We start from the raw sequence: 23,707 nt of genomic DNA, 5'->3' as shown, positions 1-23,707 counted from the left end.
CCGGTTACAGGTGGGTCTGGGCGAAATGCCGGTCCGGCGCTTCCAGATGTGGAACCGCGTTAAACAGAACCGGGCTCAGGTCCGCTCCGATCGGGTGCAGACGATGCAATGAGGTGTTCATGATGGCAAGGGCCACGCGCGCCATCGCCGGAATGTCCAGCCCCATCGCCTGCCGCACCACCATCGAGATCAACCCGCCCGAGGTCACCACGATGGCCGGCCCGTCGCCGTCATGGATTTCACGCAGAGCGTCCGAGACGCGGGTTTCAAACTGGTCGAAGGTTTCGGGCGCGTTCCGAATGTCGCCGTTGGCCCAGGCCTTGAAGGTCAGCGGCAGGTGCTGAACGAAGCCTTCGCGGTCCGTCGGGATCGTCACGCCGTGCTGTTCTTCGAACAATTGCGCAAGGGTGAAATACTCGATTTCATTCAGACGTGCATCACGGACGGGTTCCGGCAGACCCATGCTTGCCGCCGTTTCCACATGCCGGGTCAGGGTGCCGCAAAACACCCGTGGATAATGGGCTTTGGTCTCGCGCAGATGGGCCCCAAGCCAGCGCGCCTGCTGATGCCCAAGCTCGCTGAGCTTGTCATAACTGTCTTCGTCTCGTGCGGTGGTGTTGGCCTGCCCGTGGCGTACCAATGTGATGTATGACATGTCGGTCCCTCTTGGCCCGAAGTCTTAGGGCAGCTTGCACGCAGGGGCCAGAGGTGTTCGGCCGGTTGCCGTCAAAAAACCGGGACAGGCTGCAACCGGGCTTGCGGGCGGACGGCCCGGCGATAGAGTTGCGGCAAGCGACAAGAAAGGACAGCGCAATGGCCGTGAATGCGCAGAGGTTTCTGGATGATCTGCACAAGCTGCGGGAATTCGGAGCTGCGGGGGTTGGTAAAGGCGTCGTGCGCCCGGCATATTCAGACGCGGACATTGCGGCGCGGCGATGGCTGGCCGACCGGTTTCAGGAGGCCGGGCTGCAACCGCATTTTGATCCGGTCGGAAACCTGTTCGGTCTGGCATCCGCGCCGTCGCTTTTGATGGGGTCACATTCAGACAGCCAGCCCGAGGGCGGTTGGCTGGATGGCGCGCTGGGCGTAATCGCGGCGTTGGAGCTGGCTCGCTCCAGCCAGCGCCCGATCTCGGTGGTCAGCTTTCAGGATGAGGAAGGCCGGTTCGGCGTCACGACCGGATCAGCCATTTGGTCCGGCAAGTTGCCCCTTGCGCAGGCTGACGACCTGACCGACCACGCGGGCAAACGGTTCGGTGACGCGCGCGCTCGGATGCAAAGTCTGATGCAGGATTTTGTGAACCCCGCCCAATTCACCGGGTTCATCGAAATGCATATCGAGCAGGGTCCGATTCTGGATGCCAACGCCGAGGCCATCGGTGTGGTCTCGGACATCGTGGGCATTCGCGACATGGTCATCGAGTTTTCCGGCCAGCAGAACCACGCCGGCACGACGCCGATGCACTTGCGCCGAGACGCGTTCCAGGCTCTGACGATCTTCAATGGCCTGATCAACGAGCGGTTCCGCAACGTGGTGACCCCGCAGACGGTCTGGACGATCGGTCATGTTGAGCTGTCTCCGAATGCCTCGTCAATCGTTCCTGGTCGGGTCCGTTTCTCGATGCAGTGGCGCGATCAGGACACGGATCGTCTGGCCCGAATGGAAAGCATTATTCGTACGACCGCCCAAGAGGTCAGTGAATCCATCGGGGGCGAAGCGCAGTTCGGGCCAATGCTGGGCATCGAACCGGTTGAAATGGATCCAACCCTCCGGCGGTCGCTGGAACACGGAGCCCAGACCGTCGCGCCCGGCAACTGGCGGGTCATGCCGTCCGGGGCCTTGCACGATGCGTCGAACGTGGCAGCCTTGATGCCGGTCGGAATGCTGTTCGTTCCATCCATCAACGGTATCAGTCATGACTTCGCGGAGGATACCGCCGAGGCCGATTTGGTGACGGGGCTGAAGGCCTTGGAGGCGGCACTTGCCGATCGCTGAGGTATGTGGCCGCCGACCGTGAATATTGCAATTTCAGCTGTTGCGTAACGGAAAAAAGTTTCCTATACGACACAAAGCTGCAGCATGCAGATGTATACTCCTTGTCCATGAGCGATTTAGGCCGTGATGAATACCTGCGATCTGAAGTCGGACGGAACACCGCCAGCCGTGAAGTTGCCGGTACCGGAAAATGCATGTCGCCCTGCCAGAATTCCTCTGACTCGATCCGAAAAGGCTGCCGTGGCATGGTATTCCCAGCCATATGCTTCCGGATCCAGTCCATCGCGTCACTTTTGCCAAAAGAAAGAACACTGACATGCCTGGAATGAAGCGCACGCCGTTGTATGACCTTCATGTTGAGTTGGGAGGCAAGCTGGTTGATTTTGCGGGCTGGGAGATGCCCGTTCAGTATCCTTTGGGAATCATGGGCGAACACAAGCAGTGCCGCGAGAAGGCGGCGTTGTTCGACGTGAGCCACATGGGCCAGGTGATCCTGCGGGGCGAGAATGTGGGCGAGAAGCTCGAGGCGCTGTGCCCGCAGGCTTTTGCGACGCTGCCCGAGGGCAAGGCGCGCTATGGGTTCTTCATCAACGCGGACGGCGGGATCATGGATGATCTGATCGTGTCGAACGCGGGCGATCATTTCTTCGTGGTGGTAAACGCGGCGCTGCGCGATCAGGACATTCCGCACATGCGCGCGCATCTGGACGGGGTCGAGGTGACCGAGATCTTCGACCGCGCGCTGGTGGCGGTTCAGGGCCCGAAAGCCGAGGACGTGGTGGGCGCACTGTGCCCCGCGGCCCGCGATCTGAAGTTCATGGAAACCACCGTGGCCCGGATTAACGGCGTCGAATGCCGGATCTCGCGACTGGGTTACACGGGCGAGGACGGCTATGAGATCTCGATCCCCGAGGACAAGGCGATCGAGGTCACCCGCGCCCTGCTGGCGCATGAGGATTGCGAACCAGCGGGCCTGGGCGCGCGCGACAGCCTGCGGCTGGAGGCGGGTCTGTGCCTCTACGGCAATGACATCGACCAAAGCACCTCGCCGATCGAGGCCAACCTTGCCTGGGCGATCCAGAAGCGGCGCAAGGAAGAGGGCGGCTTTCCCGGCGCGGATCGCATCCAGCGCGAACTGGCCGAAGGCCCGGCACGCAAGCTGGTGGGGATCAAACCCGACGGCCGCGCCCCGGCGCGACAGGGGGTCGAGGTGCAGGATCTTCAGGGCAACACGATCGGTCAGATCACCTCGGGCGGGTTCGGCCCAACGGTCGGCGGCCCTGTTGCGATGGGCTATGTCGCGGCCGGCCACACCGAGCCGGGCGAACAGGTAAATCTGATCATCCGGGGCAAGGCGCAGCCGGCGCAGATCGTGGCGCTGCCCTTCGTCAAACAGAATTACAAGCGTTGAAGTCAGGAGAGAGACAGCATGGCAACCTATTATTCCGAAGAACATGAATGGCTGACGGTCGAGGGCGACACGGCCACGCTGGGCATCACCAAGCACGCGGCCGAGCAGCTGGGCGAGGTGGTGTTCGTCGAGCAGCAGGACGTGGGTGAAGAGTTTGCGAAGGACGGCGAGATCGGGGTGATCGAATCCGTCAAGGCGGCCTCCGAGATCTATGCCCCGGTCGATGGTGAGATCCTCGAGGTGAACGAGACGCTGGCCGACAACCCGGGCGCGCTGAACGAGGATCCCGAGGGCGAAGCGTGGATCTACAAGATCAAGATCACCGATGCCGCGCAGCTGGAAGATCTGATGGACGAGGCCGCCTACAAGACGTTCATCGGGTAAACCCGACCGGAGTCCCGGCATGGGGCTCCATCGTTTTTCATATACCGCCGAATTTGGGCTCCGCCCTTCATCTGGCAAGAAATATCCCCGTCGGAGGCTCCCGCAGTCTCCGCCGGGCCTGACCTATCCATGGGAGCGCTGCAATGGCCTTCAAACTGACCGACTACGAAGCCTATGACTTTGCCAACCGCCGCCATATCGGTCCCAGCCCGACCGAGATGCGCGACATGCTCAAGGTAATCGGCTTCAAGACGCTGGACGATCTGATCGACGCCACCGTCCCCCCGGCGATCCGGCAGAAAGACCCGCTGGACTGGGGTCCGGCGATGACGGAACGCGACGCGCTCTATCACATGAAAAAAGTGGCGGGTAAGAACAAGGTTCTGACCTCGCTGATCGGTCAGGGCTATTACGGCACCACCACGCCTGCGCCGATCCTGCGCAACATCCTGGAAAACCCGGCCTGGTACACCGCTTATACGCCCTATCAGCCCGAGATCAGCCAGGGCCGGCTCGAGGCGCTGTTGAACTTCCAGACCATGGTCAGCGACCTGACCGGGTTGGACGTGGCCAATGCGTCCCTGCTGGACGAGGCGACCGCAGCGGCCGAGGCGATGGCGATGGCCAAGCGCGGCGGCCGGTCCAAGGCCAACAACGCGGCCTTCTTCGTGGACAAGAACTGTCACCCGCAGACCATCGCGGTGATCAAGACCCGGGCCGAGCCCCTGGGTATCGACGTCACGGTTGCCGACCCTGACGAGCTGGATGCGGGCGCGGTGTTCGGCGCGATCTTCCAGTATCCGGGCACCTATGGCCATGTGCGCGATTTCACCAAGGAAATCGCGGCGCTGCATGAACACAACGCCATCGCCATCGTGGCCGCCGACATCCTGTCGCTGGCGCTGCTGAAATCGCCGGGCGAGATGGGCGCCGACATCGCCGTGGGCTCGACCCAGCGCTTCGGCGTGCCGATGGGCTATGGCGGCCCGCACGCCGCCTACATGGCCACCACAGACAAGCTGAAACGGGCGATGCCGGGCCGGATCATCGGCGTCAGCATCGACAGCCGCGGCAACAAGGCCTATCGCCTGGCGCTGCAGACCCGCGAACAGCACATCCGCCGCGAGAAGGCCAATTCGAACGTCTGCACCGCGCAGGCGCTGTTGGCGGTGATCGCCTCGATGTATGCCGTGTACCACGGCCCCGACGGGATCAAGGCGATCGCCCAGTCGGTGCACCGCAAGACCTCGCGCCTGGCCGCGGGCCTGGAAGAGCACGGCTTCAAGGTCGAACCCGAGGTGTTCTTCGACACGATCACGGTCGAGGTCGGCCCGCTGCAGAAGACCGTCATGGAGGCGGCGGTGGCGCGCGGCGTCAACCTGCGCAAGGTCGGCGAGACCCGCGTCGGCATCAGCCTGGATGAACAGACCCGCGCCGAGACGATCGAGGCAGTCTGGGGCGCCTTTGGCATCGACAAGAAGGACGACAGCTCGAACAAGCAGTACCGCCTGCCGGACTATGCGCTGCGCGAGACGCCCTATCTGACCCACCCGATCTTCCACAAGAACCGGGCCGAGGCCGAAATGACCCGCTACATGCGCCGCCTGGCCGACCGCGACCTGGCGCTGGACCGGGCGATGATCCCGCTGGGCAGCTGCACCATGAAGCTGAACGCGACGATCGAGATGATCCCGGTCACCTGGCCCGAGTTCGCCAACATGCACCCGTTCGTGCCGGAAGATCAGGCGCAGGGCTATCACGAGATGATCGCCGACCTGAATGACAAGCTGTGCCAGATCACCGGCTATGACGCGATCAGCCAGCAGCCCAACTCGGGCGCGCAGGGCGAATATGCGGGCCTGCTGACGATCCGCAACTATCATATCGCCAACGGGCAGGGGCATCGCAATGTCTGCCTGATCCCGACCTCGGCGCATGGCACCAACCCGGCCTCGGCGCAGATGGTCGGCTGGCAGGTGGTGCCGGTGAAGGCGGATGCGAAGGGCAACATCGATCTGACCGACTTCCGCGAGAAGGCGGAGAAGCACTCGGAAAACCTGGCCGGCTGCATGATCACTTACCCCTCGACCCACGGCGTGTTCGAGGAAACCGTGCAGGAGGTCTGCCAGATCACCCATGACCACGGCGGGCAGGTCTATATCGACGGGGCCAACATGAACGCCATGGTGGGCCTGTCACGCCCCGGCGACATCGGCGGCGACGTCAGCCACCTGAACCTGCACAAGACCTTCTGCATCCCGCATGGCGGCGGCGGCCCCGGCATGGGCCCGATCGGCGTCAAGGCGCATCTGGCCGAGCACCTGCCGGGCCACCCGGAATACGGCACCGCCGTGGGCCCGGTCTCGGCGGCGCCATTCGGGTCTCCGTCGATCCTGCCGGTCAGCTGGGCCTATGTGCTGCTGATGGGCGGCGCGGGTCTGACGCAGGCGACCAAGGTGGCGATCCTGAACGCCAACTACATCGCCGCGCGCCTGCAGGAGGCCTATCCGATCCTCTACACCTCCGAGTCCGGCCGGGTGGCGCATGAATGCATCCTCGACACCCGCCCGCTGGCCGAGGCCGGCAACATCACCGTTGACGACGTGGCCAAGCGGCTGATCGACAGCGGCTTCCACGCGCCGACCATGTCCTGGCCGGTGGCCGGCACGCTGATGGTCGAGCCGACGGAATCGGAACCCAAGGACGAGCTGGACCGCTTCTGCGACGCCATGCTGTCGATCCGCGCCGAGGCGCAGGATGTCATCGACGGCAAGATCGACCCCGAGAACAACCCGCTGAAGAACGCCCCCCACACGGTGCGCGACCTGGTGGGCGAGTGGGACCGACCCTATACCCGCGAACAGGCCTGCTTCCCGCCGGGATCTATGGGCGTCGACAAATACTGGTCGCCCGTCAACCGCGTCGATAACGCCTACGGTGACCGGAACCTCGTCTGCACATGCCCCCCGATGGAGGCTTACGAGGAAGCTGCCGAATAAAAACACTGAAACCCCCGCCCGATCCGGCGGGGGTTTTTCTCAGGGCTTGAAGTCCGCGGGCACGCCAAAAGGCGGCGTCTCCACGCTCGTTCCGGTCAGGGCGTGCAGGAACGCCAGCAGTTGCGCGATTTCACCGTCGCTCAGGTCAACTGGCGTGATGTCGACTTTGGCGCGTTGGCGCGCCATCTCGAACCGGTCCTGCCAGACGATGAAATCGGCCTGTTCCAGCCACGGCACCTTGGGTAGCGCGGCCTGATCGGTCGTCCAGCGTGACAGGCTGGTTGCCGGATTCAGGTGGTGACGGATGATCCCTTCGAGGTCGGGAAAGGCGCCGTTGTGGCCGTAGGGCGCCGTCAGCGCCACGTTGCGCAGCATGGGCGTGCGGAACCGGTAGGCGTCCTCCAGCCGGTCGCTTTCGCCCATGCGGCCCACGTCGCGGGCATAGGCGTCCCATTGCCGGGTGCGGCCAGGGCCGAATGGCGGCAGGGCCAGCGCGTGGAATTTCTGATCCGACAGCAGCGGCCCCGAATGGCAGGCGGCGCACCGCGCCTTGCCGTAGAACAGCTGCATCCCGGCCTTCTGATCGGGGGTCAGGGCGGTCTCGTCTCCGGCCAGGTACTGGTCGAACGGGCTGTCGGTGCTGCGCCATTCGATGGCCATGAAAGCGGCCAGAGCGTTGGCGACATGGGTGATGGTGATGTCCTCGGTGCTGTCCACGTCGTCAAAGGCGGCCACCATCGCGGGGCCGTATTTCGGGTCGGTCCGCACCCGTTTGGCGATGATCGGCCAGCCCTTGTCGATCCGGTCATGCACGGCGCCGGTAACCTCGTTCTCGGCCACGTTCCCGGCCATTTCGAACTGAGCGGTCAGCGGAAACAGCGCCTGCGCGGCCAGCAGCGAGTTCAGCCCTTCGGGCAGCCATTCCTGCGCGGGCGAGTTGAACCCGTTGCCATAGACGTCCGACAGGCTGAGCCGCCCGTCATGGAACATCGTGTGGATGTCGCGCGCGCCCAGGTTCCACAGGCCCGGCGCGTTGCGCGGGATGCGCTTGCGGATGCGGTCCGCCCCGGTGCCGGGTGTGCGGTCGGGGCCAAGACCCTCGCCGCCCTCGCCGATGCCAAGCGACAGACCGTCGGAGGTGCCGAAATCGGGGTGGTGGCAATGGGCGCAGCTGATGTTGCGGTTGCCCGACAGGATCGGGTCATAAAATAGCTGGTGACCGATCGCGGCCTGTTCCCTATCAAAGAACAGAAAGTCGTCATCGGTAAGGGGCGAGGGCAGGTCCTGCGCCCAGGCCGCCCCGCAAAACAGGAGACCCACCGCCCCATGCGCCAGCTTGTGCTTGCCCTTTGTCTTGCCGCTACGCCCGTCTGGGCCGAACTGGAACAGGCCCGTGACCTGATGGAGGCAGGCGAGTTTGCCGCCGCGCGCGAACAGCTTCTGCCGGCGGCCCGGTCGGGCAACGCCGAGGCCGAGGAGCTGATCGGCGTGATGTACGGCCTTGGCCTTGGGGTCGAGCAGGATTACGAACGGGCGTTCGAATGGTATCTGCGTGCCTCGATGAAGGGGCACCCGGGCGCGCAATCGGGTGTGGGATGGTATTACGAGCTGGGCCTGGGCCTGCCTGCGCCCGATCTGGTGCGGGCCTACATGTGGTACACACTCAGCGCCATCGGCGGCGACCCCGATGCGGCGATCAGCCTGGAAGAGGTGGTCAAGAAGATGACGCCCGAACAGATCGAAAAAGCCCATGTGCTGGTCTATGACTACAAGGGGTGGATGTACCCCTTTCGGTAAGGGCGGGCCGGGATGACGCGACACCCCGGCCCGAACCGCATCAGTTCAGGTCGGCGGCGCGTTCCGCGTTGATCTCTGCCTCGGCCTCGGCCACGGCCGCGGTCAGCGCGCCATAGATCTCGTCCCCGCGTGCGACGTTCTGCTGGAACCAGTCATAGACCGGGGTCGCGGCCTGCTTGAACGCCTCTTTTTCTTCGGGGGTCGGCACGTACAGGTCGCCGCCACCGGCCACGAAGTCTTCGTATGCCTGGATCGACTTGCGCTTGGGCGAGGCAAAGGTGGCCTGCTGCAGCGCATAGAACCCATCGACGACGACACGGCGCAGATCTTCGGGCATTTCCTGGAACTTGGCGTTGTTCATCCACCAAAGCGCGCCCATATAGGCGTGCCCGTCCAGCGTGACATATTGCAGGCCGGCATCGGGGAATTTCATGCCCATGATGTCGGTGATGCCGTTCTTCGAGCCGTCAACCACGCCGGTCTGGAAGCTGGTGAACAGTTCCGGCCACGGGATCGGAGTGGGCGAGGCGCCCAGGGCCTTGACCAGTTCCTGGGGCAGGTCTGCGACCACGGTGCGGATCTTCAGCCCGTCCATGTCGGACGGCTGGGTCACGCGGCGCTTGGTGTTGGCGAAGTTGCGCCAGCCGCCGGTGTTGCCGATGGTCATCAGGCGGATCGCGCCGCCCGAATCCTCCAGCGCCATTTCGCGCATCTTGCGGGTGAAATCACCCGACAGAACCCGCTCGGCGATGCGGTCGTCGGCCATCAGATAGGGCAGGTCCAGTACCTGCACGTAAGGGAAGATGCCCGAGGCCCCGCCCGAGGTCGAGATGTAGATGTCGATGGTGCCGTCGGCCACGCCCTGCAGGCATTCGGCCCCGTTCGAGCACAGCTGCGTGCCGATGAACAGCTCGACCTCGATCGCGCCGTTCGAGGCGTTCTCGACGAAGTTCTTGAACACGACCAGGCCGTCATAGTCCTCGTCGTTTTCGTTCGAGTTGGCGGTGGCGCGCAGCGTATAGTCGGCCGCCGAGGCCGCCAGCGCCGAGGCCGCCACCAGCGACGTGGCCAGTGCTGCGGTTTTGAAGAATGTTCTGAGCATGCGTTTCCTCCCTGTGGTACTCAGTCTAGTTTGCAAATCCCGTCAAACGCGGGATCGTCATGGATATTGCGGGGACATAGGTGATCAGGAAGATCACTGCGATTTCGACGGCCAGGAACGGCAGGATCGCCTTGGCGATGGTTTCCACCCGTTCGCGTGACACGGCGGCGGCCACGAACAGCACCAGCCCCATAGGCGGTGTGGCCAGGCCAACGGTCAGGTTGACGCTCATGATGATGGCGAAATGGATCGGGTCGACGCCCAGGCTGGTGAAGATCGGGCCCAGGATCGGCCCCAGGATGATGATCGCCGGGCCTGCATCCAGGAACATGCCCACAACGAACAGCAGCAGGTTGATCAGGAACAGCAGGATCAGCGGGTTTTCCGACAGTCCGAGGATCAGCGCGGCCAGTTGCTCGGGCGCGTGGCTGAGGCTGACCACGGTCTTGAACGCCATCGCCGCCCCCACCAGCAGCAGCACCACGGCCGAGGTCATGCCCGCGTTGCTGAGGACGTCGGGCACCTCTTTCAAGGTCAGCGTGCGCAGCACGAAAAACCCGATGATGAAGGCATAACCCACGGCGACGGCGGCGGCCTCGGTCGGGGTGAAGATGCCGCCCAGGATACCGCCCAGGATGATCACCGGCGTCATCAGCGGGAAAAAGGCCTTGAGGCTGGCCTGACCGCGCTCGGGCCAGGTGTATTTGCGGCTGGCCACCGGGAAATCATACCGGTCGGCCATGACCTTGATCATCAGCATCAGACCGATGCCCACCATGACGCCCGGCACGATGCCGGCCAGGAATAGGGCCGCGACGCTTTCTCCCATGACATAGGCATAGATGATCATGATCCCCGAGGGCGGGATGATCGGTCCGATGACCGAGCTGGCGGCGGTGATCGCGGCGGCGAACTTGCGGGTATAGCCCTGCTTCTCCATCGCCGGGATCAGCATCGAGCCCAGCGCCGAGGTATCGGCCACCGCCGAGCCCGACAGCCCCGCGAACAGGATCGAGCTGAGCACGTTCACATGCGCCAGCCCGCCGCGCAGATGCCCCATCAGCGCCTGGCTGAACTCGACCAGGCGGATCGTGATGCCGCCGCGGTTCATCAGCTCTCCGGCCAGCATGAAGAAGGGGATGGCCATCAGCGGAAAGCTGTCCATCCCGTTGTAGACATTGCGGTACAGCAGCGTGATGTCGTTGGTCTGGCCATTCAGCCACAGCAGCAGGCCGGGCGCGGCCAGCAGTGCAAAAAAGACCGGCAGGCCGATCAGCAGAAACACCAGAAAGACGGGCAGGAACCAGACCAGCATCTATTCGGCCCCCACGGCGGCTTCGGGGATCTCGGGCAGCAGGTCACCGCCGCCCAGCATGGTGATGATCGAGCGCAGGATCAGTTCGATGTTGACCGACAGCAGCAGGATCACACCCACCAGCAGGGAGGCCATCATCCAGCTGCGCGGGATCCGGTACCATTCGTCAAAGCCCAGCGAGGTGGGCAGGTACAGCGCTGCGGTGGCGAAACGCCCGCCAAAGCCCGTGACCTCGGACCAGCCGATGCGCACGGCGACCACCAGAACCGTCAGGCTGAGCAGCAGCAGAAACAGGTTCAGCAACTGGCCGGGTACGCGCGGCAGAAAGCGGACCAGCATGTCGATGGCCACGAACCCGCCGCGCCGGAATGCGGTGGGTGCCATCAGGCCGGTCATCCACAACATGCAGAACCGCGCCGCCTCGTCAGGCCAGGGCAGGGCGTTGCCCAGAACGTAGCGGAAGAACACCTGGATCAGGATCGCGATCACCATGAAGGCGATCGCAACGACACCAACCGCGCGGCCCACACGCAGCGCGGTTTCGTTCACGAATGCAATCGGCGCAAGCACCGACGTCAATCCGCCCATGCGGATCCTCCCTGTTCAGGCCGCGGGTTTGGCCCGCGACCGTGTCCCGCGCTTATTGGTGCGCGAATTGGCCGAGCTTGCCGGCGTAAAAGGTCAGCGCGTCTCCGTCCGCCATGCTGGCCCGCAAGACCTTGCCCACCACGATAACGTGATCGCCCGCATCGTGATACGCATGTTGTTCACATTCGAACCGCGCCAGGCATCCGCGCAGCAGCGGCGTGCCGTTTTCGCAGCGGTCGTGGTCGATGTCGCGCAGGGCAAAGGCGTCTTTCGAGCAGCCAAAGCACAGCTCGGCCTGGTCGGCCGACAGAACATGAACATTGAAATGACGCGCCTTGTGAAAATAGGGGAACCGGCGCGAATTCCTGTCGCCGGCCCACATCACCAAAGGCGGGTCCAGCGACAGCGAGGAAAAGCTGTTGGCCGTGATGCAGACCGGCCCGTCGGGGCTGTCGCACGTCACCACGGTAACGCCGGTGGCGAACCGGCCGAAAGCGTCCCGCAGGGTGCGGGTGTCGTCCTTGTGCGGAATGAAGGTGCGCGCCATGTCGTTCGAAAATGCGTTCATCATGGTACCTCATGCCCCAGCGCCGCCTCGTAGAGGCGGAACCAGGCTTCACGATCCAGATTGACTTTGAGGGCGTCCGAGATGCGCTTGATGCGATCCAGGCTGTTGGTGCCCAGAACCGGCATGATGCCGGCCGGATGGGCCAGCAGGAAGGCCACGGCCACCGCGGCCCGATCGACGTTGAACTGCGCGCCGATCTCGTCCGCGACCACGCCCACCGGAGGATTGCCCGCCATGAGCGCTCCGCCGCCCAGCGGCGACCACGCCATCACCGGGTGGCCGTGCTGCTGGTGAAAGGCCAGATCGCCATTGGTGAACGGAGCGATCGCGCCCAGAGAAATCTCGATCTGGTTGGTCACCAGCGGGGTCTTCATGGCCGATTGCAGCAGTTGCCAGTCCCAGGGGCGGAAATTCGACACGCCCACTGCGCGGACCTTGCCGCTGGCCACGACCTCGTCCAGCGCGGCGCCGGTTTCATGGTGGTCCATGAACGGGTCGGGGCGGTGGATCAGCAGCAGGTCGATACGGTCGATCGCCATTTCCCGCAGCGAGGTGTCGACCGATTTCAGAATGTGCGCGCGCGAGGTGTCATAGTATTTCACCTTTGCATCCGCATAGCGCCCGCAGGGGGCGACGATGTCGCATTTGGTGACGATCTCCATCCGGTCGCGCAGGCCGGGATTGGCGCGCAGGGCGTTGCCCAGAATCGCCTCGGCGCCATAGTCGCCATAGATGTCGGCCTGATCGAAGCTGGTGATGCCCTGATCCAGACAGGCGTGGATTTTGGCCGCCACATGCGCGGCCGAGGTGTCGCTGTCATCGCCCAGCCGCCACATGCCATAGACAAGGCGGCTCAGTTCCAGGGTGTCTGAAAGCTTGATACGTTGCATCAACGACGAACTCCGTTGCCCAGCGGCGTCGCCGGGGTGTCAGCAGGAACCCTTCCATAGGCTTCGGGAAGGGAACAGGTTTTCAGATGCGGCATCACGCGGGTGCCGAAATGGCGGGCCTCGTCCATATGCGGATAGCCCGAGAAGATGAAGGCGCGGATGCCCATCTTCTGATACTCTTCGATCTTCGACAGCACCTGATCAGTCGAGCCCACCAGCGCCGCGCCGCAGCCTGACCGCGCCCGGCCGACGCCCGTCCACAGGCCCGGCTCGACATAGCCGTATTTGTCGGCCAGCTCGCGGTTCCTGGCCTGATGCGAAACACCGAGCGAGGTGGCGTCCAGCGCCCGTTCGCGGATCGCGCGGCCGTATTCGTCATCCAGTTTCGACACGATGTAGTCGGCGTATTCCTTGGCCTCGGCCTCGGTATCGCGCACGATCATGTGCACCCGCAGGCCATAATCCAGCGTGCGGCCGTACTCGTCGGCCACCGCGTGCACGGCCTTCATCCGCTCGGCCAGTTGGTCCTTGGTTTCGGGCCACATCAGATAGACGTCGCAATGCTGGCCGCACAGCTTCAGCGCATCGGGCGAATAGCCCCCGAAATACAGCAGCGGCCCGCCGGTCTGATAGGGTTTGGCCGGATCAGTCGTCAGACCCGAGAAATTGTAGACCTGACCCTGGTAATTGATCTCATCTTGCGTCCAAGCCTGTTTCAGAATCTCGACCACCTCGCGCGAGCGCTGGTAGCGATAGCTGCTTTCGGCTTTTTCCCCCGGAAAATCCGACGAGATGATGTTGACCGTCAGCCGCCCCTTCAGCATGTGGTCCAGCGTCGCGATGGTGCGCGCCAGCATGATCGGCTGCATCTCGCCGCAGCGCACGGCGGCCAGCAGGTTGATCTTTTCGGTGATCGGCGCGCAGCCGGCCACGAAACTCAGCGTGTCCTGCCCCACCTGATACGAGGACGGGCACAGGATGTTGCGAAAGCCCTGCGCCTCGGCCTCTTTCACGATGCCCGAGCAATGTTCCCAGCTGGAGCGCAGATCGCCGTCGGGCACGCCGAGAAACTGATAATCGTCCGAGCACAGCGCCGCGAACCACGAAACCTCGGCCGCATCCAGATCGGGGGATGTGATGGGGACGATCGTCATCTGATTCTCTCTCCTGCCGGGCTCAACTTTTCTCTTGCGTAGCAACCACATTGATGTAGATCAATAGTGTATCAATTTTTTCTGCGACCAAGTGAAGCGCCCGCGTGTCCCCATCGACCAGAAACCCCAACGCCCTGCCGATCTATGTGCAGATCGCCGAGCTGCTGATCCGCGACATCGCCGCCGGACGGCTGATCGACGGCGAGCGTCTGCCGCCCGAGCGGGACATGGCGGCGCAGTTGAACGTCTCGGTCGGGACGCTGCGAAAATCGCTTGCCGAGCTGGAAAAAAAGGGGATGCTCGAGCGGATCCAGGGCTCGGGCAACTATGTGCGCGAGACCGGGACCCAGAACAGCGTCTATGCCATGTTCCGGCTGGAACTGCCCGAGGGCGGCGGCCTGCCGCGCGCCGACATCCTGTCGGTCGATCACCTGGACAAGCCCGCCGACCTGCCCGATTTCGGCACTTCGCGGCGCGGGTCGCGCGTGCGGCGGATGCGGTATCTGAATGACACAATCATCGCGGTCGAGGAAATCTGGCTGGACGAATCAGCCGGTCTGATCGACCGGCGGCTGCTGTCGGACTCGCTCTATCGCTATTACCAGCAGCAGCTTGGGTTTTGGATCACCCGCGCCGAGGATCGGGTTTCGGTCGGCCGGCTGCCCGACTGGACCCCCGCGCACTTCACCCGGCCTGCGGGCGAGACCGTCGGTTACATCGAGCGGTTCAGCTGGTCGGAACGGCCTGAACCCGTCGAGTTTTCGAAAACCTGGTTCGACCCGGACCGGGCAACTTACGTCCAACGACTGAAATGACGAGGAAACGCGCATGACCCGGACCATCAATTACGGGCTGATCGGATGTGGCATGATGGGGCAGGAACACCTGCACAACATCGCCCTGCTGGAGGGCACGCAAGTGGCCGCCATTTTCGAGCCCGACCCCGCGATGGCGCGCGCCGCGCAGGCGATTGCGCCGGGGGCCAGGATGGTGCCGTCGCTGCAGGACCTGCTGGCGGTCGCGGAGTTGGACTGCCTGGTCATCGCCAGCCCCAACCATCTGCATGTGGATCAGATCGCCCAGATCGCCCAGACCCGTCCCTTGCCGCTGCTGGTGGAAAAGCCGCTGTTCACCAACCCCGACGATGCGGCCCGTCTGGCCGAGATAGAGCGCAGCTATCCCTGTCCGATCTGGGTGGCGATGGAATATCGCTATATGCCGCCCATCGCCGCCCTGATCGCCGAGGCGCAGGACACCAGCGGCGGGGTCAAGATGCTGAGCATCCGCGAACACCGCTTTCCGTTTCTGGAAAAGGTCGGCAACTGGAACCGGTTCAACCGCAACACGGGCGGCACCTTCGTCGAGAAATGCTGTCATTTCTTCGACCTGATGCGCCTGATCCTGCAATCCGACCCGGTGCGCATCAGTGCCAGCGGCGGGCAGGCCGTGAACCATCTGGACGAAACCTATGACGGGGAAACCCCCGACATCCTGGACCACGGCTATGTCATCGTCGATTTCGCTTCGGGCGCGCGCGCGATGCTGGAGCTGTGCATGTTCGCCGAGGGCGCGCGGTATCAGGAGGAAATCTCGGTCATCGGCCCCAAGGCCAAGATCGAGGCACTGGTGCCCGGGCCGGGCCGGTTCTGGCCCGAACATCTGGGCGCGCCGCCGGTGCCGCAGTTGATCGTCAGCCCGCGCGACCCCAAGGGCCCGATCGCCCGCGACATTCCCGTCGATCCGCTCCTGCTGGCGGCGGGCGACCACAACGGCTCGACCTTCTATCAGCACCAGGGCTTTCTGGCACTGGTGCGCGGTGAGCGCGACGCCCCGGATGTCAGCCTGACCGACGGCATGTGGGCCGTGCGCATGGGGCTGGCGGCACAGCAATCGCTTGCCACGGGTGAAACGGTCCGGCTGGATCGCTGAGGTCTTTCTGCGGGTGCAAAATGCGCCGATCGGAAACCTGTGTTCCGATTTGGCGTCACCGCCCGTGTCGTTTTTGATATTCAAAGCGTCTTTTCCGCTTGCCCGCCCATCCGCGGCCCCCTAGGTCTGGCCGCGGGACACCCCTCCCCAACGAGGGGCGTATATCTGGAAGGGTAACACCAATGACCATCGAACGACCGGCAACGCGGCCGGCCAACCCGCGTTTTTCCTCGGGCCCCTGCGCCAAACCCCCTACATTCGAGCTGAACAAGCTGGCCGGTGCCGCGCTGGGTCGGTCGCACCGCGCCGCCGTCGGCAAGGACAAGCTGAAGGCCGCCATCGAAGGCACGCGCGAGCTGCTGGGCATTCCGGCCGACTATCGCATCGGCATCGTTCCGGCCTCGGATACAGGCGCGGTGGAAATGGCGCTGTGGTCGCTGCTGGGCGAACGCAAGGTCGAGATGCTGGCCTGGGAAAGCTTTGGCGCGGGCTGGGTCACCGACGTAGTCAAACAGCTGAAGATCGACGCCGAGGTGAAAACCGCCGACTACGGGCAGATCGTCGATCTGGCGTCCATCGATTTCAACAATGACGTGGTCTTTACCTGGAACGGGACCACCTCGGGCGTGCGGGTTCCGAATGGCGACTGGATCGCCGATGACCGCGCCGGCCTGACCATCTGCGACGCCACCAGCGCCGCTTTCGCGATGGACCTGCCCTGGGACAAGCTGGATGTCACCACCTTCAGCTGGCAGAAGGTTCTGGGTGGCGAGGCCGCGCATGGCATGCTGATCCTCAGCCCCCGCGCGGTTGAGCGGCTGGAAAGCTATACCCCCGCATGGCCGCTGCCGAAGATCTTCCGCCTGACCAAGGGTGGCAAGCTGATCGAGGGCATCTTTACCGGCGCAACCATCAACACGCCGTCGATGCTGGCGGTCGAGGATTACCTGTTCGCGCTGGACTGGGCGCGCTCGGTCGGCGGGCTGCAGGGCCTGATCGCCCGCGCCGATGCCAACGCTCAGGCGATTTTTGAGTTTTGCGACCAGAACGACTGGATCGACAACCTGGCCGAGGACCCGGCCACGCGGTCGAACACCAGCGTCTGCCTGAAATTCACCGATCCGCGTGTTCGCGACGGCGCAAGCTTTGCCAAGGCGGTCGCCAAGCGGCTGGAGGCCGAGAACGTGGCGCTGGACATCGGCGCGTATCGCGATGCGCCGGCCGGGCTGCGCATCTGGTGCGGCGGCACGGTCGAGACGTCCGACATCCAGGCGATGCTGCCCTGGCTGAAATGGGCATTCGAGGCCGAGATCGCGGCCCAGGCCGAAGCCGCCTGACCCCTTTCCCTTAGAAGATCCGGGCCGTGTCCGGCCCGGAGTTATCATCCCATTCAAGGACCACGCACATGGCCCCCAAAGTACTCGTATCCGACAAGCTCAGCGAAACCGCGGTTCAGATCTTCCGCGACCGCGGCATCGACGTGGATTTCATGCCCGACGTGGGCAAGGACAAGGAAAAGCTGGCCGAGATCATCGGCAACTATGACGGCCTGGCCATCCGCTCGGCCACCAAGGTCACCGAGAAGATCCTGGAAAAGGCCGACAAGCTGAAGGTGATCGGCCGCGCTGGTATCGGCACTGACAATATCGACAAGGACGCGGCCTCGAAAAAGGGCGTGATCGTGATGAACACGCCGTTCGGCAACATGATCACCACCGCCGAGCACGCCATCGCGATGATGTTCGCTGTGGCGCGCCAGATCCCCGAGGCCAATGCCAGCACCCATGCGGGCAAGTGGGAAAAGTCCAAATTCATGGGGGTCGAGCTGACCAACAAGACGTTGGGCGTGATCGGCGCCGGCAATATCGGCGGCATCGTCTGCGATCGGGCGCAGGGCCTCAAGATGAAGGTCATCGCCTATGACCCCTATCTTGGCCAGGAGAAGGCCGACAAGATGGGCGTGGAAAAGGTCGAGCTGGACGAGCTGCTGGCACGGGCCGATTTCATCACCCTGCACGTGCCGCTGACCGACCAGACCCGCAACATCCTCAGCCGCGAGAATCTGGCCAAGACCAAGAAGGGCGTGCGTATCATCAACTGCGCCCGCGGCGGTCTGGTCGACGAAGAGGCGCTGGCCGAACTGATCAAATCCGGCCATGTCGCCGGCGCGGGGTTCGACGTGTTCAGCGAGGAACCGGCCAAGGAAAACCCGCTGTTCGGCCTGCCCAACGTGGTCTGCACCCCGCATCTGGGCGCGGCGACCACCGAAGCGCAGGAAAACGTGGCGCTGCAGGTGGCCGAGCAGATCTCGAACTATCTGCTGACCGGCGCGGTCGAGAATGCGCTGAACATGCCCAGCGTCACCGCCGAAGAGGCCAAGGTCATGGGCCCGTGGATCAAGCTGGCCGGCCATCTGGGCAGCTTCATCGGCCAGATGACCGACGAGCCGATCAAGGCGATCAACATCCTGTATGATGGCGTGGCGGCGCAGATGAACTTGGCCGCGCTGAACTGCGCGGTGGTGGCGGGGATCATGAAACGCTCGAACCCCGAGGTGAACATGGTCTCGGCCCCGGTCGTGGCCAAAGAGCGCGGCGTCAAGATCTCGACCACCAACCAGGACAAATCGGGCGCCTTCGAGGGCTATATCAAGGTGACCGTGGTGACCGACAAGCGCGAACGCTCGATCGGGGGTACCGTGTTCAGCGACGGCAAGCCGCGCTTCATCCAGATCAAGGGCATCAACATCGATGCCGAGGTCGGCGCGCACATGCTGTACACCACCAACGAGGACGTGCCGGGCATCATCGGCACCTTGGGGAAGACCATGGGCGAGCATGGCGTGAACATCGCCAACTTTACCCTGGGCCGCGCCCAGGCGGGCGGCGAAGCGATCGCGCTGCTGTATGTTGACGAGCCGGTTCCGGCCGAAGCCCGCGCCAAGCTGGCTGAAACCGGGCTGTTCACCCAGATCAAGCCGCTGGAGTTCGACGTGGTCTGATCCGGCAAGACCCGGATGAAAGCGATTGACGCCTGCACCCACCCGGTGCAGGCGTTGTCGTTGCAAAGGCCCGCAAATCCAACCCGGCCCGGAACGGAGACATGGACATGACTGCGCCCATCTACGCCATCGGAGATCTGCACGGCCAGACGGCCGAGTTCGACCGCGCCTTGTCGCTGATCGAGCAGGATGGCGGGCGCGATGCGCGGATCGTGTTTCTGGGCGACTACGTCGATCGCGGCCCCGACAGCAAGGGCGTGCTGGACCGGCTGATTGCCGGGCGCGACGCCGGGCGGAACTGGGTCACGCTGCTGGGCAACCATGACCGCATGTTCGCGTGGTTCCTGCAGGATGAGCCGCGCCATGATCCGCATCTTCTGGTCGGGTACCACTGGCTGCACGAGCGGCTGGGCGGCACCGAAACCCTGCGCAGCTATGGCGTCGAATTCGAGGACCGCACCCGGCTGCAAGATGTGCATCGCGCGGCCCTTGCGGCGGTGCCGACCGCGCACAAGGCATTTCTGCGTGACCTGGTGCGGATGCATCAGACCCCCGAGCTTGCCTTTGTCCATGCCGGCATCCGGCCGGGCGTGCCGCTGAGCGCGCAGGCCGAAGACGATCTGGTCTGGATCCGTCAGAGTTTTCACGCCTGCGAAACCCCGCACCCCAAGCTGATCGTGCATGGCCACACGGTGGTGGACCGCCCCGCCCATTACGGGAACCGCATCAACCTGGACAGCGGCGCAGGCTACGCCCGCCAAACCGGGGTTGCCGTGTTCGAGGGGCGCGACTGCTGGCTGCTGACCGAAGCCGGACGCGTGCCGCTGCGCCCCTGATCAGCCGCCCGCGAACATGTCCTTGTAGGTCTCACGCAGAACGTTTTTCTGCACCTTGCCCATCGTATTGCGGGGCAGTTCGTCCAGCAGGATCAGCCTGCGGGGATGTTTGAAACGGGCAAGGCTTTTGCTCACCGCCTCCATGATCGCATCCAGATCCGGTGCCGCGCCGACCTCGGGCACCAGGATGCCCAGCACGGTTTCCCCGAAATCCGGGTGCGGCACGCCGATCACCGCGCTTTCCAGCACGCCGGGCTGGTCATCCAGAACCAGCTCGATTTCCTTGGGATAGATGTTGTATCCGCCCGAAATGATCAGGTCTTTGCCGCGTCCCACTATTTGCACATAGCCATCCGCGTCGATGCGGCCCAGATCGCCGGTGATGAAGAACCCGTCCTCGCGCAGTTCGGCGGCGGTTTTCTCGGGCATCTGCCAATAACCCTTGAACACGTTCGGCCCGCGCACCTCGATCATGCCGATCTCGCCCTGTGGCAGCGGCTCGCCCGTTTCGGGGTCGGTGATCTTCAACTCGACCCCCGGCAGCGGAAAGCCCACCGTCCCGGCGCGGCGCTCGCCTTCATAGGGGTTCGAGGTGTTCATGTTGGTCTCGGTCATGCCATAGCGTTCCAGGATCCGGTGGCCGGTGCGGTCCTCGAACCGCGTGTGGGTTTCGGCCAGCAGCGGCGCCGAACCGGATATGAACAGCCGCATGTGCCGTGCCAGGTCCCCGGTGAATCGGTCGTCGTCCAGAAGCCGGGTATAGAAGGTCGGCACCCCCATCATCGAGGTCGCCTTGGGCATCAGGCGCAGGATGTCGTCCAGATCGAAGCCCGGCAGAAAGATCATCGACCCGCCGGCCGACAGCATGACATTGGTGGCCACGAACAGGCCATGGGTGTGAAAGATCGGCAGCGCGTGCAGCAACACGTCGTCCGCGGTGAAGCGCCACTCCTGCACCAGCGTTTCGGCGTTCGACAGCAGGTTCGCCTGCGTCAGCATGGCGCCTTTGGACCGCCCGGTGGTGCCCGAAGTATAAAGGAAGGCCGCCAGGTCATCCTCGGTCCTGTGCGCGGGTTCGAAGGCTGGCAACATCCCAAGTGCGCGCCGCATCAGGCTGCCGGAACCGTCCGCGTTCAGGGTTTCGAGCATTGCATTCTGCGCTTGGGCAATCGGCTCGATATCGGCTTGTGAATTGGCATCCGCGACAACCATCCGAGCACCGCTGTTTTCGATGAAATACCGCAGCTCGTCTGTCGTGTAGGCGGTGTTCAGCGGCAGAAAGATCAGCCCGGCCTGAACGCAGGCTGCGTAAAGCGCCAGTGCCTCGGGCGATTTCGCGACCTGCACCGCAACGCGGTCATCAGGTTCCAGTCCGCAGGCCGTCAAAGCGTTGGCGATCCGGGCCGCCATGTCCAGGAAATCGGCATGTGAGAGAACGCGTCCGTCCGGCAGATGCAGGAACGGCGTTGTCTTGCCCGCGTGAATGCCGAAAAGTCGATCGTATAGCGGGTTGCTCATCCCGTTCTCCGTGTTGCCGTTGTTCGGTCAAGGCGAACCTGTACCGGATTCGGGCCGCGGTAAAGGCCCGGACAACCTCAGAACCGGGTGGTCATCCGGTAGCCTGCCGCGAAATACATCTTGGCGAAGGTAACCGGGCTGCCTTGCAACCAAGTGATACGTTCCGCGGTAAAAACCGGCTCCCCAACCGTTACGTCCAAAAACCCGGCCAGTTCGGCACCGGCGCGGCTTGCCAGAAAAGACAGCTCGACATTGGTGAAGGGGACCGTCTGGATCAGCCATTCATTGGGTCCCAGCGTCGAGAAATCAGCCTGTTCGACAGCCGGGACGCTGGCCGTAACGATCCAGCGATCTTCAAACTGAAACGGGGTGTTGTCCAAAAAATGCATACACCGCACATGAATCACCCGCCGATCCGAACCCAGCGCCAGCCGCGCGGCCAGCCATTCGGGTGCCTGATCGGCTTGGGCCGAGACAAGTGCATACCGGTAGGTGCCGCCCAGAGCTTCGACCTCTTCCCGGACCAGCGGGATGTTGAACCGGGCCTGTCTTTGGGGCGCGCTCAGCACCCGGGTACCGGCCTTGCGGCGGCGTTCCAGAAATCCTTCTTCGGCCAGTTCGCGCAGTGCCCGATTGACCGTGGTACGCGTGCACGAAAATTCGACCGCAAGGTCCTGCTCGTTGGGAAGCAACATGTCCGGCAGCCACTGGCCCGAGCGGATGCGGTCAAGCACAGTCTGCTTGATTTCCTTGTAGCCGGTCGTGTCAGCGGTCTGGGTCATCTTGATCTCAACTCAGTTCTTTGCCGGTTCAGACGTCGGTCAACAGGTCTGCAATCGCGGCTTTGTAGTCTCTGATTATCGTCTCGCGCGCAATATGCCTGCCATCCCGCACCATATGACGGCCCGCCGACCACAGATCCGTTACCAGACCATCGGGTGCGGCAAAGCACAAGCCGTCCAGAAGTTGATGATCCGCCAGCGCGCAAAGCGTCGGGTGCGACCGGTCAACCGCCGCCAGGTCGGCCAGTTTGCCGACCGCGATCTTTCCGGCATTGCGGCCCAGAGCCTGCGCCCCGCCTTGTGCCGCGCCGGTGTACAACGCATGTCCCACGGAACCGTTGGCTGCCGCCAGAACCGCGCGGGATCGGTCGCGAAGGCGCTGGGAGTATTCCAGACTGCGCAACTCCTCTGGCAGAGAAATCCGCACGTTAGAGTCTGATCCGACACCGAACCGTCCTTGAGTTTCAAGGTAGGGCACTCCGTTGAAGATCCCGTCGCCTAGGTTGGCTTCTGTGATCAGACACAGGCCGGCCACGGCCCCCGAACGCGCCAGAGCCCGTGTTTCGGCGTCGTTCATCTGGGTAGCATGGATCAGACACCAGCGTGAATCGACCTGGGCATTGTCCAGAAGCCAGGCGACCGGGCGTTGGCCCAAAGCGGATTGCACGTCCTCGACCTCTTTCACCTGTTCGGCGATATGGATGTGAACCGGACCCTCCGGAACTTGCGCCAGCAGCAGGGCCAAGTCTGTGGGTGAGGTGGCGCGCAAGGAATGCGGCGCGATGCCGACCACCGTGTCCGCGGCAAGATCTGCGGCAGCCGACCGGCATTCGTGATACAGGTCCATGAACCGGTCTACGTCATTGCCGAACCGCAACTGGCCGCCAGACAGGGGCTCTTGCCGGACGCCGCCGTAGGAATAGAGAACCGGCAAATGGGTCAGACCGATTCCCGTCCGCAAAGCTGCTGCGAAGATACGCTGGCTCAGCTCGGAAAGCTGGTCGTAGGGCGCGCCGCCGGGCTGGTGATGCACATAGTGGAATTCCCCGACCGCGGCATATCCGGCCTCCTGCATCTCAAGGAACACCAGCGCAGCGATGGCCTCCATCTGCGCGGGCGTCAACCTGTCCAGAAAGCGGTACATCAGATTTCGCCAGGACCAGAAGCTTTCCCGCCCGGCTGCGCGAAACTCGGTCATACCGGCCATGGCGCGCTGAAACGCGTGGCTGTGCAGGTTCGACAAGGCTGGCAGCAGGACATCAACGCTGGTGTCGGCCGACTGCGGACGCGCGCCGATCTCCAATCCGGTGATGACGCCATTCGCAGTTTCGACCCTCAGGTTCGAAACCCAGTCAGAGCCTAACAAGGCGGTTTTGGCATGGATCGGCATCAGTGCTTCTTTTTGTGTAGACTTTAATTTTTTACACGTATACGAAAA

General features: G+C 63.6%; 21 protein-coding genes. 10 read left to right on the top strand and 11 right to left on the bottom strand.

Annotation, left to right across the window (positions count from 1 at the left end; translation table 11 throughout):
- Positions 1 to 4: 4 nt before the first annotated feature.
- The gene (locus ACR0NY_RS11695; protein ID WP_170369135.1) at positions 5 to 655 is read right to left on the bottom strand and encodes a histidine phosphatase family protein; all 651 of its coding nucleotides are present in this window, start codon (positions 653 to 655) and stop codon (positions 5 to 7) included.
- 158 nt (positions 656 to 813) lie between these two features.
- On the opposite strand from ACR0NY_RS11695, the gene ACR0NY_RS11690 reads away from it, so the two are divergent.
- The 4 genes from ACR0NY_RS11690 to gcvP all read left to right on the top strand — a co-directional run bounded on the left by ACR0NY_RS11690 (position 814) and on the right by gcvP (position 6,789).
- Positions 814 to 1,995, top strand: coding sequence for a hydantoinase/carbamoylase family amidase (locus tag ACR0NY_RS11690; protein WP_170341168.1), 1,182 nt, complete (start codon positions 814 to 816; stop codon positions 1,993 to 1,995).
- Positions 1,996 to 2,311: 316 nt separating this feature from the next.
- Positions 2,312 to 3,406: a glycine cleavage system aminomethyltransferase GcvT gene (gene gcvT / locus ACR0NY_RS11685; RefSeq protein WP_170341169.1), complete on the top strand. Its 1,095-nt coding sequence runs from the start codon at positions 2,312 to 2,314 to the stop codon at positions 3,404 to 3,406.
- An 18-nt stretch (positions 3,407 to 3,424) separates the two neighbouring features.
- Positions 3,425 to 3,790, top strand: a complete 366-nt coding sequence (gene gcvH / locus ACR0NY_RS11680) for a glycine cleavage system protein GcvH (RefSeq protein ID WP_170341171.1) — start codon at positions 3,425 to 3,427, stop codon at positions 3,788 to 3,790.
- 143 nt (positions 3,791 to 3,933) lie between these two features.
- Entirely contained in the window at positions 3,934 to 6,789 is a 2,856-nt protein-coding gene (gene gcvP / locus ACR0NY_RS11675) for an aminomethyl-transferring glycine dehydrogenase (RefSeq protein WP_170341173.1), read from the top strand.
- A 39-nt stretch (positions 6,790 to 6,828) separates the two neighbouring features.
- On the opposite strand, the gene ACR0NY_RS11670 is transcribed toward gcvP, so the two are convergent.
- On the bottom strand, positions 6,829 to 8,109 hold the full coding sequence (locus ACR0NY_RS11670) for a cytochrome-c peroxidase (protein ID WP_170369136.1): 1,281 nt from the start codon (positions 8,107 to 8,109) through the stop codon (positions 6,829 to 6,831).
- 6 nt (positions 8,110 to 8,115) lie between these two features.
- Between ACR0NY_RS11670 and ACR0NY_RS11665 the strand changes: the two genes are divergently transcribed.
- Positions 8,116 to 8,586 carry a tetratricopeptide repeat protein gene (locus ACR0NY_RS11665; RefSeq protein ID WP_170369137.1) on the top strand — a complete coding sequence of 157 codons (471 nt, stop codon included), beginning with the start codon at positions 8,116 to 8,118 and terminating at the stop codon, positions 8,584 to 8,586.
- 40 nt (positions 8,587 to 8,626) lie between these two features.
- Here the strand turns inward: ACR0NY_RS11665 and ACR0NY_RS11660 are convergent, their stop codons facing one another.
- From ACR0NY_RS11660 to ACR0NY_RS11635, 6 genes are read right to left on the bottom strand one after another with little or no spacing between them, the layout of a single operon-like run.
- On the bottom strand, positions 8,627 to 9,688 hold the full coding sequence (locus tag ACR0NY_RS11660; protein WP_170341179.1) for a TRAP transporter substrate-binding protein: 1,062 nt from the start codon (positions 9,686 to 9,688) through the stop codon (positions 8,627 to 8,629).
- A gap of 25 nt (positions 9,689 to 9,713) precedes the next feature.
- Entirely contained in the window at positions 9,714 to 11,003 is a 1,290-nt protein-coding gene (locus tag ACR0NY_RS11655) for a TRAP transporter large permease (protein ID WP_170369138.1), read from the bottom strand.
- Complete coding sequence (locus tag ACR0NY_RS11650) at positions 11,004 to 11,591, bottom strand: TRAP transporter small permease (RefSeq protein WP_170369139.1); 588 nt, start codon at positions 11,589 to 11,591, stop codon at positions 11,004 to 11,006. It lies immediately after the preceding gene.
- Positions 11,592 to 11,643: 52 nt separating this feature from the next.
- Positions 11,644 to 12,162, bottom strand: a complete 519-nt coding sequence (locus tag ACR0NY_RS11645) for a flavin reductase family protein (protein ID WP_170369140.1) — start codon at positions 12,160 to 12,162, stop codon at positions 11,644 to 11,646.
- Positions 12,159 to 13,049 carry an aldo/keto reductase gene (locus ACR0NY_RS11640; RefSeq protein ID WP_170369141.1) on the bottom strand — a complete coding sequence of 297 codons (891 nt, stop codon included), beginning with the start codon at positions 13,047 to 13,049 and terminating at the stop codon, positions 12,159 to 12,161. Before ACR0NY_RS11640 ends, ACR0NY_RS11645 begins: the two co-directional genes overlap by 4 nt.
- Positions 13,049 to 14,203 carry an LLM class flavin-dependent oxidoreductase gene (locus tag ACR0NY_RS11635; protein WP_093964187.1) on the bottom strand — a complete coding sequence of 385 codons (1,155 nt, stop codon included), beginning with the start codon at positions 14,201 to 14,203 and terminating at the stop codon, positions 13,049 to 13,051. The genes ACR0NY_RS11640 and ACR0NY_RS11635 overlap by 1 nt, the downstream gene beginning before the upstream one ends.
- A gap of 104 nt (positions 14,204 to 14,307) precedes the next feature.
- On the opposite strand from ACR0NY_RS11635, the gene ACR0NY_RS11630 reads away from it, so the two are divergent.
- The 5 genes from ACR0NY_RS11630 (at position 14,308) to ACR0NY_RS11610 (ending at position 19,969) form a co-directional block, all read left to right on the top strand.
- Entirely contained in the window at positions 14,308 to 15,018 is a 711-nt protein-coding gene (locus ACR0NY_RS11630) for a GntR family transcriptional regulator (RefSeq protein WP_170369142.1), read from the top strand.
- Positions 15,019 to 15,031: 13 nt separating this feature from the next.
- The gene (locus tag ACR0NY_RS11625) at positions 15,032 to 16,132 is read left to right on the top strand and encodes a Gfo/Idh/MocA family protein (RefSeq protein ID WP_170369143.1); all 1,101 of its coding nucleotides are present in this window, start codon (positions 15,032 to 15,034) and stop codon (positions 16,130 to 16,132) included.
- Positions 16,133 to 16,314: 182 nt separating this feature from the next.
- A complete protein-coding gene (locus ACR0NY_RS11620) occupies positions 16,315 to 17,469 on the top strand; it encodes a phosphoserine transaminase (RefSeq protein ID WP_170369144.1) in 1,155 nt (384 codons plus the stop codon).
- 68 nt (positions 17,470 to 17,537) lie between these two features.
- Positions 17,538 to 19,133 carry a phosphoglycerate dehydrogenase gene (gene serA, locus ACR0NY_RS11615; RefSeq protein WP_170341193.1) on the top strand — a complete coding sequence of 532 codons (1,596 nt, stop codon included), beginning with the start codon at positions 17,538 to 17,540 and terminating at the stop codon, positions 19,131 to 19,133.
- A gap of 107 nt (positions 19,134 to 19,240) precedes the next feature.
- Positions 19,241 to 19,969 (top strand): metallophosphoesterase family protein, encoded by a 729-nt coding sequence (locus ACR0NY_RS11610; protein WP_170341195.1) that lies wholly within the window; start codon positions 19,241 to 19,243, stop codon positions 19,967 to 19,969.
- Here the strand turns inward: ACR0NY_RS11610 and ACR0NY_RS11605 are convergent, their stop codons facing one another.
- The 3 genes from ACR0NY_RS11605 to ACR0NY_RS11595 all read right to left on the bottom strand — a co-directional run bounded on the left by ACR0NY_RS11605 (position 19,970) and on the right by ACR0NY_RS11595 (position 23,659).
- The gene (locus tag ACR0NY_RS11605) at positions 19,970 to 21,487 is read right to left on the bottom strand and encodes a malonate--CoA ligase (RefSeq protein WP_170369145.1); all 1,518 of its coding nucleotides are present in this window, start codon (positions 21,485 to 21,487) and stop codon (positions 19,970 to 19,972) included.
- A 77-nt stretch (positions 21,488 to 21,564) separates the two neighbouring features.
- Positions 21,565 to 22,269 (bottom strand): GntR family transcriptional regulator, encoded by a 705-nt coding sequence (locus ACR0NY_RS11600; RefSeq protein WP_170369146.1) that lies wholly within the window; start codon positions 22,267 to 22,269, stop codon positions 21,565 to 21,567.
- Positions 22,270 to 22,297: 28 nt separating this feature from the next.
- Positions 22,298 to 23,659: a formimidoylglutamate deiminase gene (locus ACR0NY_RS11595; protein WP_170369147.1), complete on the bottom strand. Its 1,362-nt coding sequence runs from the start codon at positions 23,657 to 23,659 to the stop codon at positions 22,298 to 22,300.
- Positions 23,660 to 23,707 lie beyond the last annotated feature (48 nt).

The sequence above is a fragment of the Ruegeria sp. BJ5 genome (assembly GCF_056537865.1).
Note: the sequence above shows the minus strand (reverse complement) of the source record. Positions and strands in the feature narration are given on the sequence as shown.

Excerpts from the sequence above, each read along its gene's own strand:
- ACR0NY_RS11695 (WP_170369135.1), bottom strand. The coding sequence starts at position 655 with ATGTCATACATCACATTGGTACGCCACGGGCAGGCCAACACCACCGCA.
- ACR0NY_RS11690 (WP_170341168.1), top strand. The coding sequence starts at position 814 with ATGGCCGTGAATGCGCAGAGGTTTCTGGATGATCTGCACAAGCTGCGG.
- gcvT (WP_170341169.1), top strand. The coding sequence starts at position 2,312 with ATGCCTGGAATGAAGCGCACGCCGTTGTATGACCTTCATGTTGAGTTG.
- gcvH (WP_170341171.1), top strand. The coding sequence starts at position 3,425 with ATGGCAACCTATTATTCCGAAGAACATGAATGGCTGACGGTCGAGGGC.
- gcvP (WP_170341173.1), top strand. The coding sequence starts at position 3,934 with ATGGCCTTCAAACTGACCGACTACGAAGCCTATGACTTTGCCAACCGC.
- ACR0NY_RS11665 (WP_170369137.1), top strand. The coding sequence starts at position 8,116 with ATGCGCCAGCTTGTGCTTGCCCTTTGTCTTGCCGCTACGCCCGTCTGG.
- ACR0NY_RS11660 (WP_170341179.1), bottom strand. The coding sequence starts at position 9,688 with ATGCTCAGAACATTCTTCAAAACCGCAGCACTGGCCACGTCGCTGGTG.
- ACR0NY_RS11655 (WP_170369138.1), bottom strand. The coding sequence starts at position 11,003 with ATGCTGGTCTGGTTCCTGCCCGTCTTTCTGGTGTTTCTGCTGATCGGC.
- ACR0NY_RS11650 (WP_170369139.1), bottom strand. The coding sequence starts at position 11,591 with ATGGGCGGATTGACGTCGGTGCTTGCGCCGATTGCATTCGTGAACGAA.
- ACR0NY_RS11645 (WP_170369140.1), bottom strand. The coding sequence starts at position 12,162 with ATGATGAACGCATTTTCGAACGACATGGCGCGCACCTTCATTCCGCAC.
- ACR0NY_RS11640 (WP_170369141.1), bottom strand. The coding sequence starts at position 13,049 with ATGCAACGTATCAAGCTTTCAGACACCCTGGAACTGAGCCGCCTTGTC.
- ACR0NY_RS11635 (WP_093964187.1), bottom strand. The coding sequence starts at position 14,203 with ATGACGATCGTCCCCATCACATCCCCCGATCTGGATGCGGCCGAGGTT.
- ACR0NY_RS11625 (WP_170369143.1), top strand. The coding sequence starts at position 15,032 with ATGACCCGGACCATCAATTACGGGCTGATCGGATGTGGCATGATGGGG.
- ACR0NY_RS11620 (WP_170369144.1), top strand. The coding sequence starts at position 16,315 with ATGACCATCGAACGACCGGCAACGCGGCCGGCCAACCCGCGTTTTTCC.
- serA (WP_170341193.1), top strand. The coding sequence starts at position 17,538 with ATGGCCCCCAAAGTACTCGTATCCGACAAGCTCAGCGAAACCGCGGTT.
- ACR0NY_RS11610 (WP_170341195.1), top strand. The coding sequence starts at position 19,241 with ATGACTGCGCCCATCTACGCCATCGGAGATCTGCACGGCCAGACGGCC.
- ACR0NY_RS11605 (WP_170369145.1), bottom strand. The coding sequence starts at position 21,487 with ATGAGCAACCCGCTATACGATCGACTTTTCGGCATTCACGCGGGCAAG.
- ACR0NY_RS11600 (WP_170369146.1), bottom strand. The coding sequence starts at position 22,269 with ATGACCCAGACCGCTGACACGACCGGCTACAAGGAAATCAAGCAGACT.
- ACR0NY_RS11595 (WP_170369147.1), bottom strand. The coding sequence starts at position 23,659 with ATGCCGATCCATGCCAAAACCGCCTTGTTAGGCTCTGACTGGGTTTCG.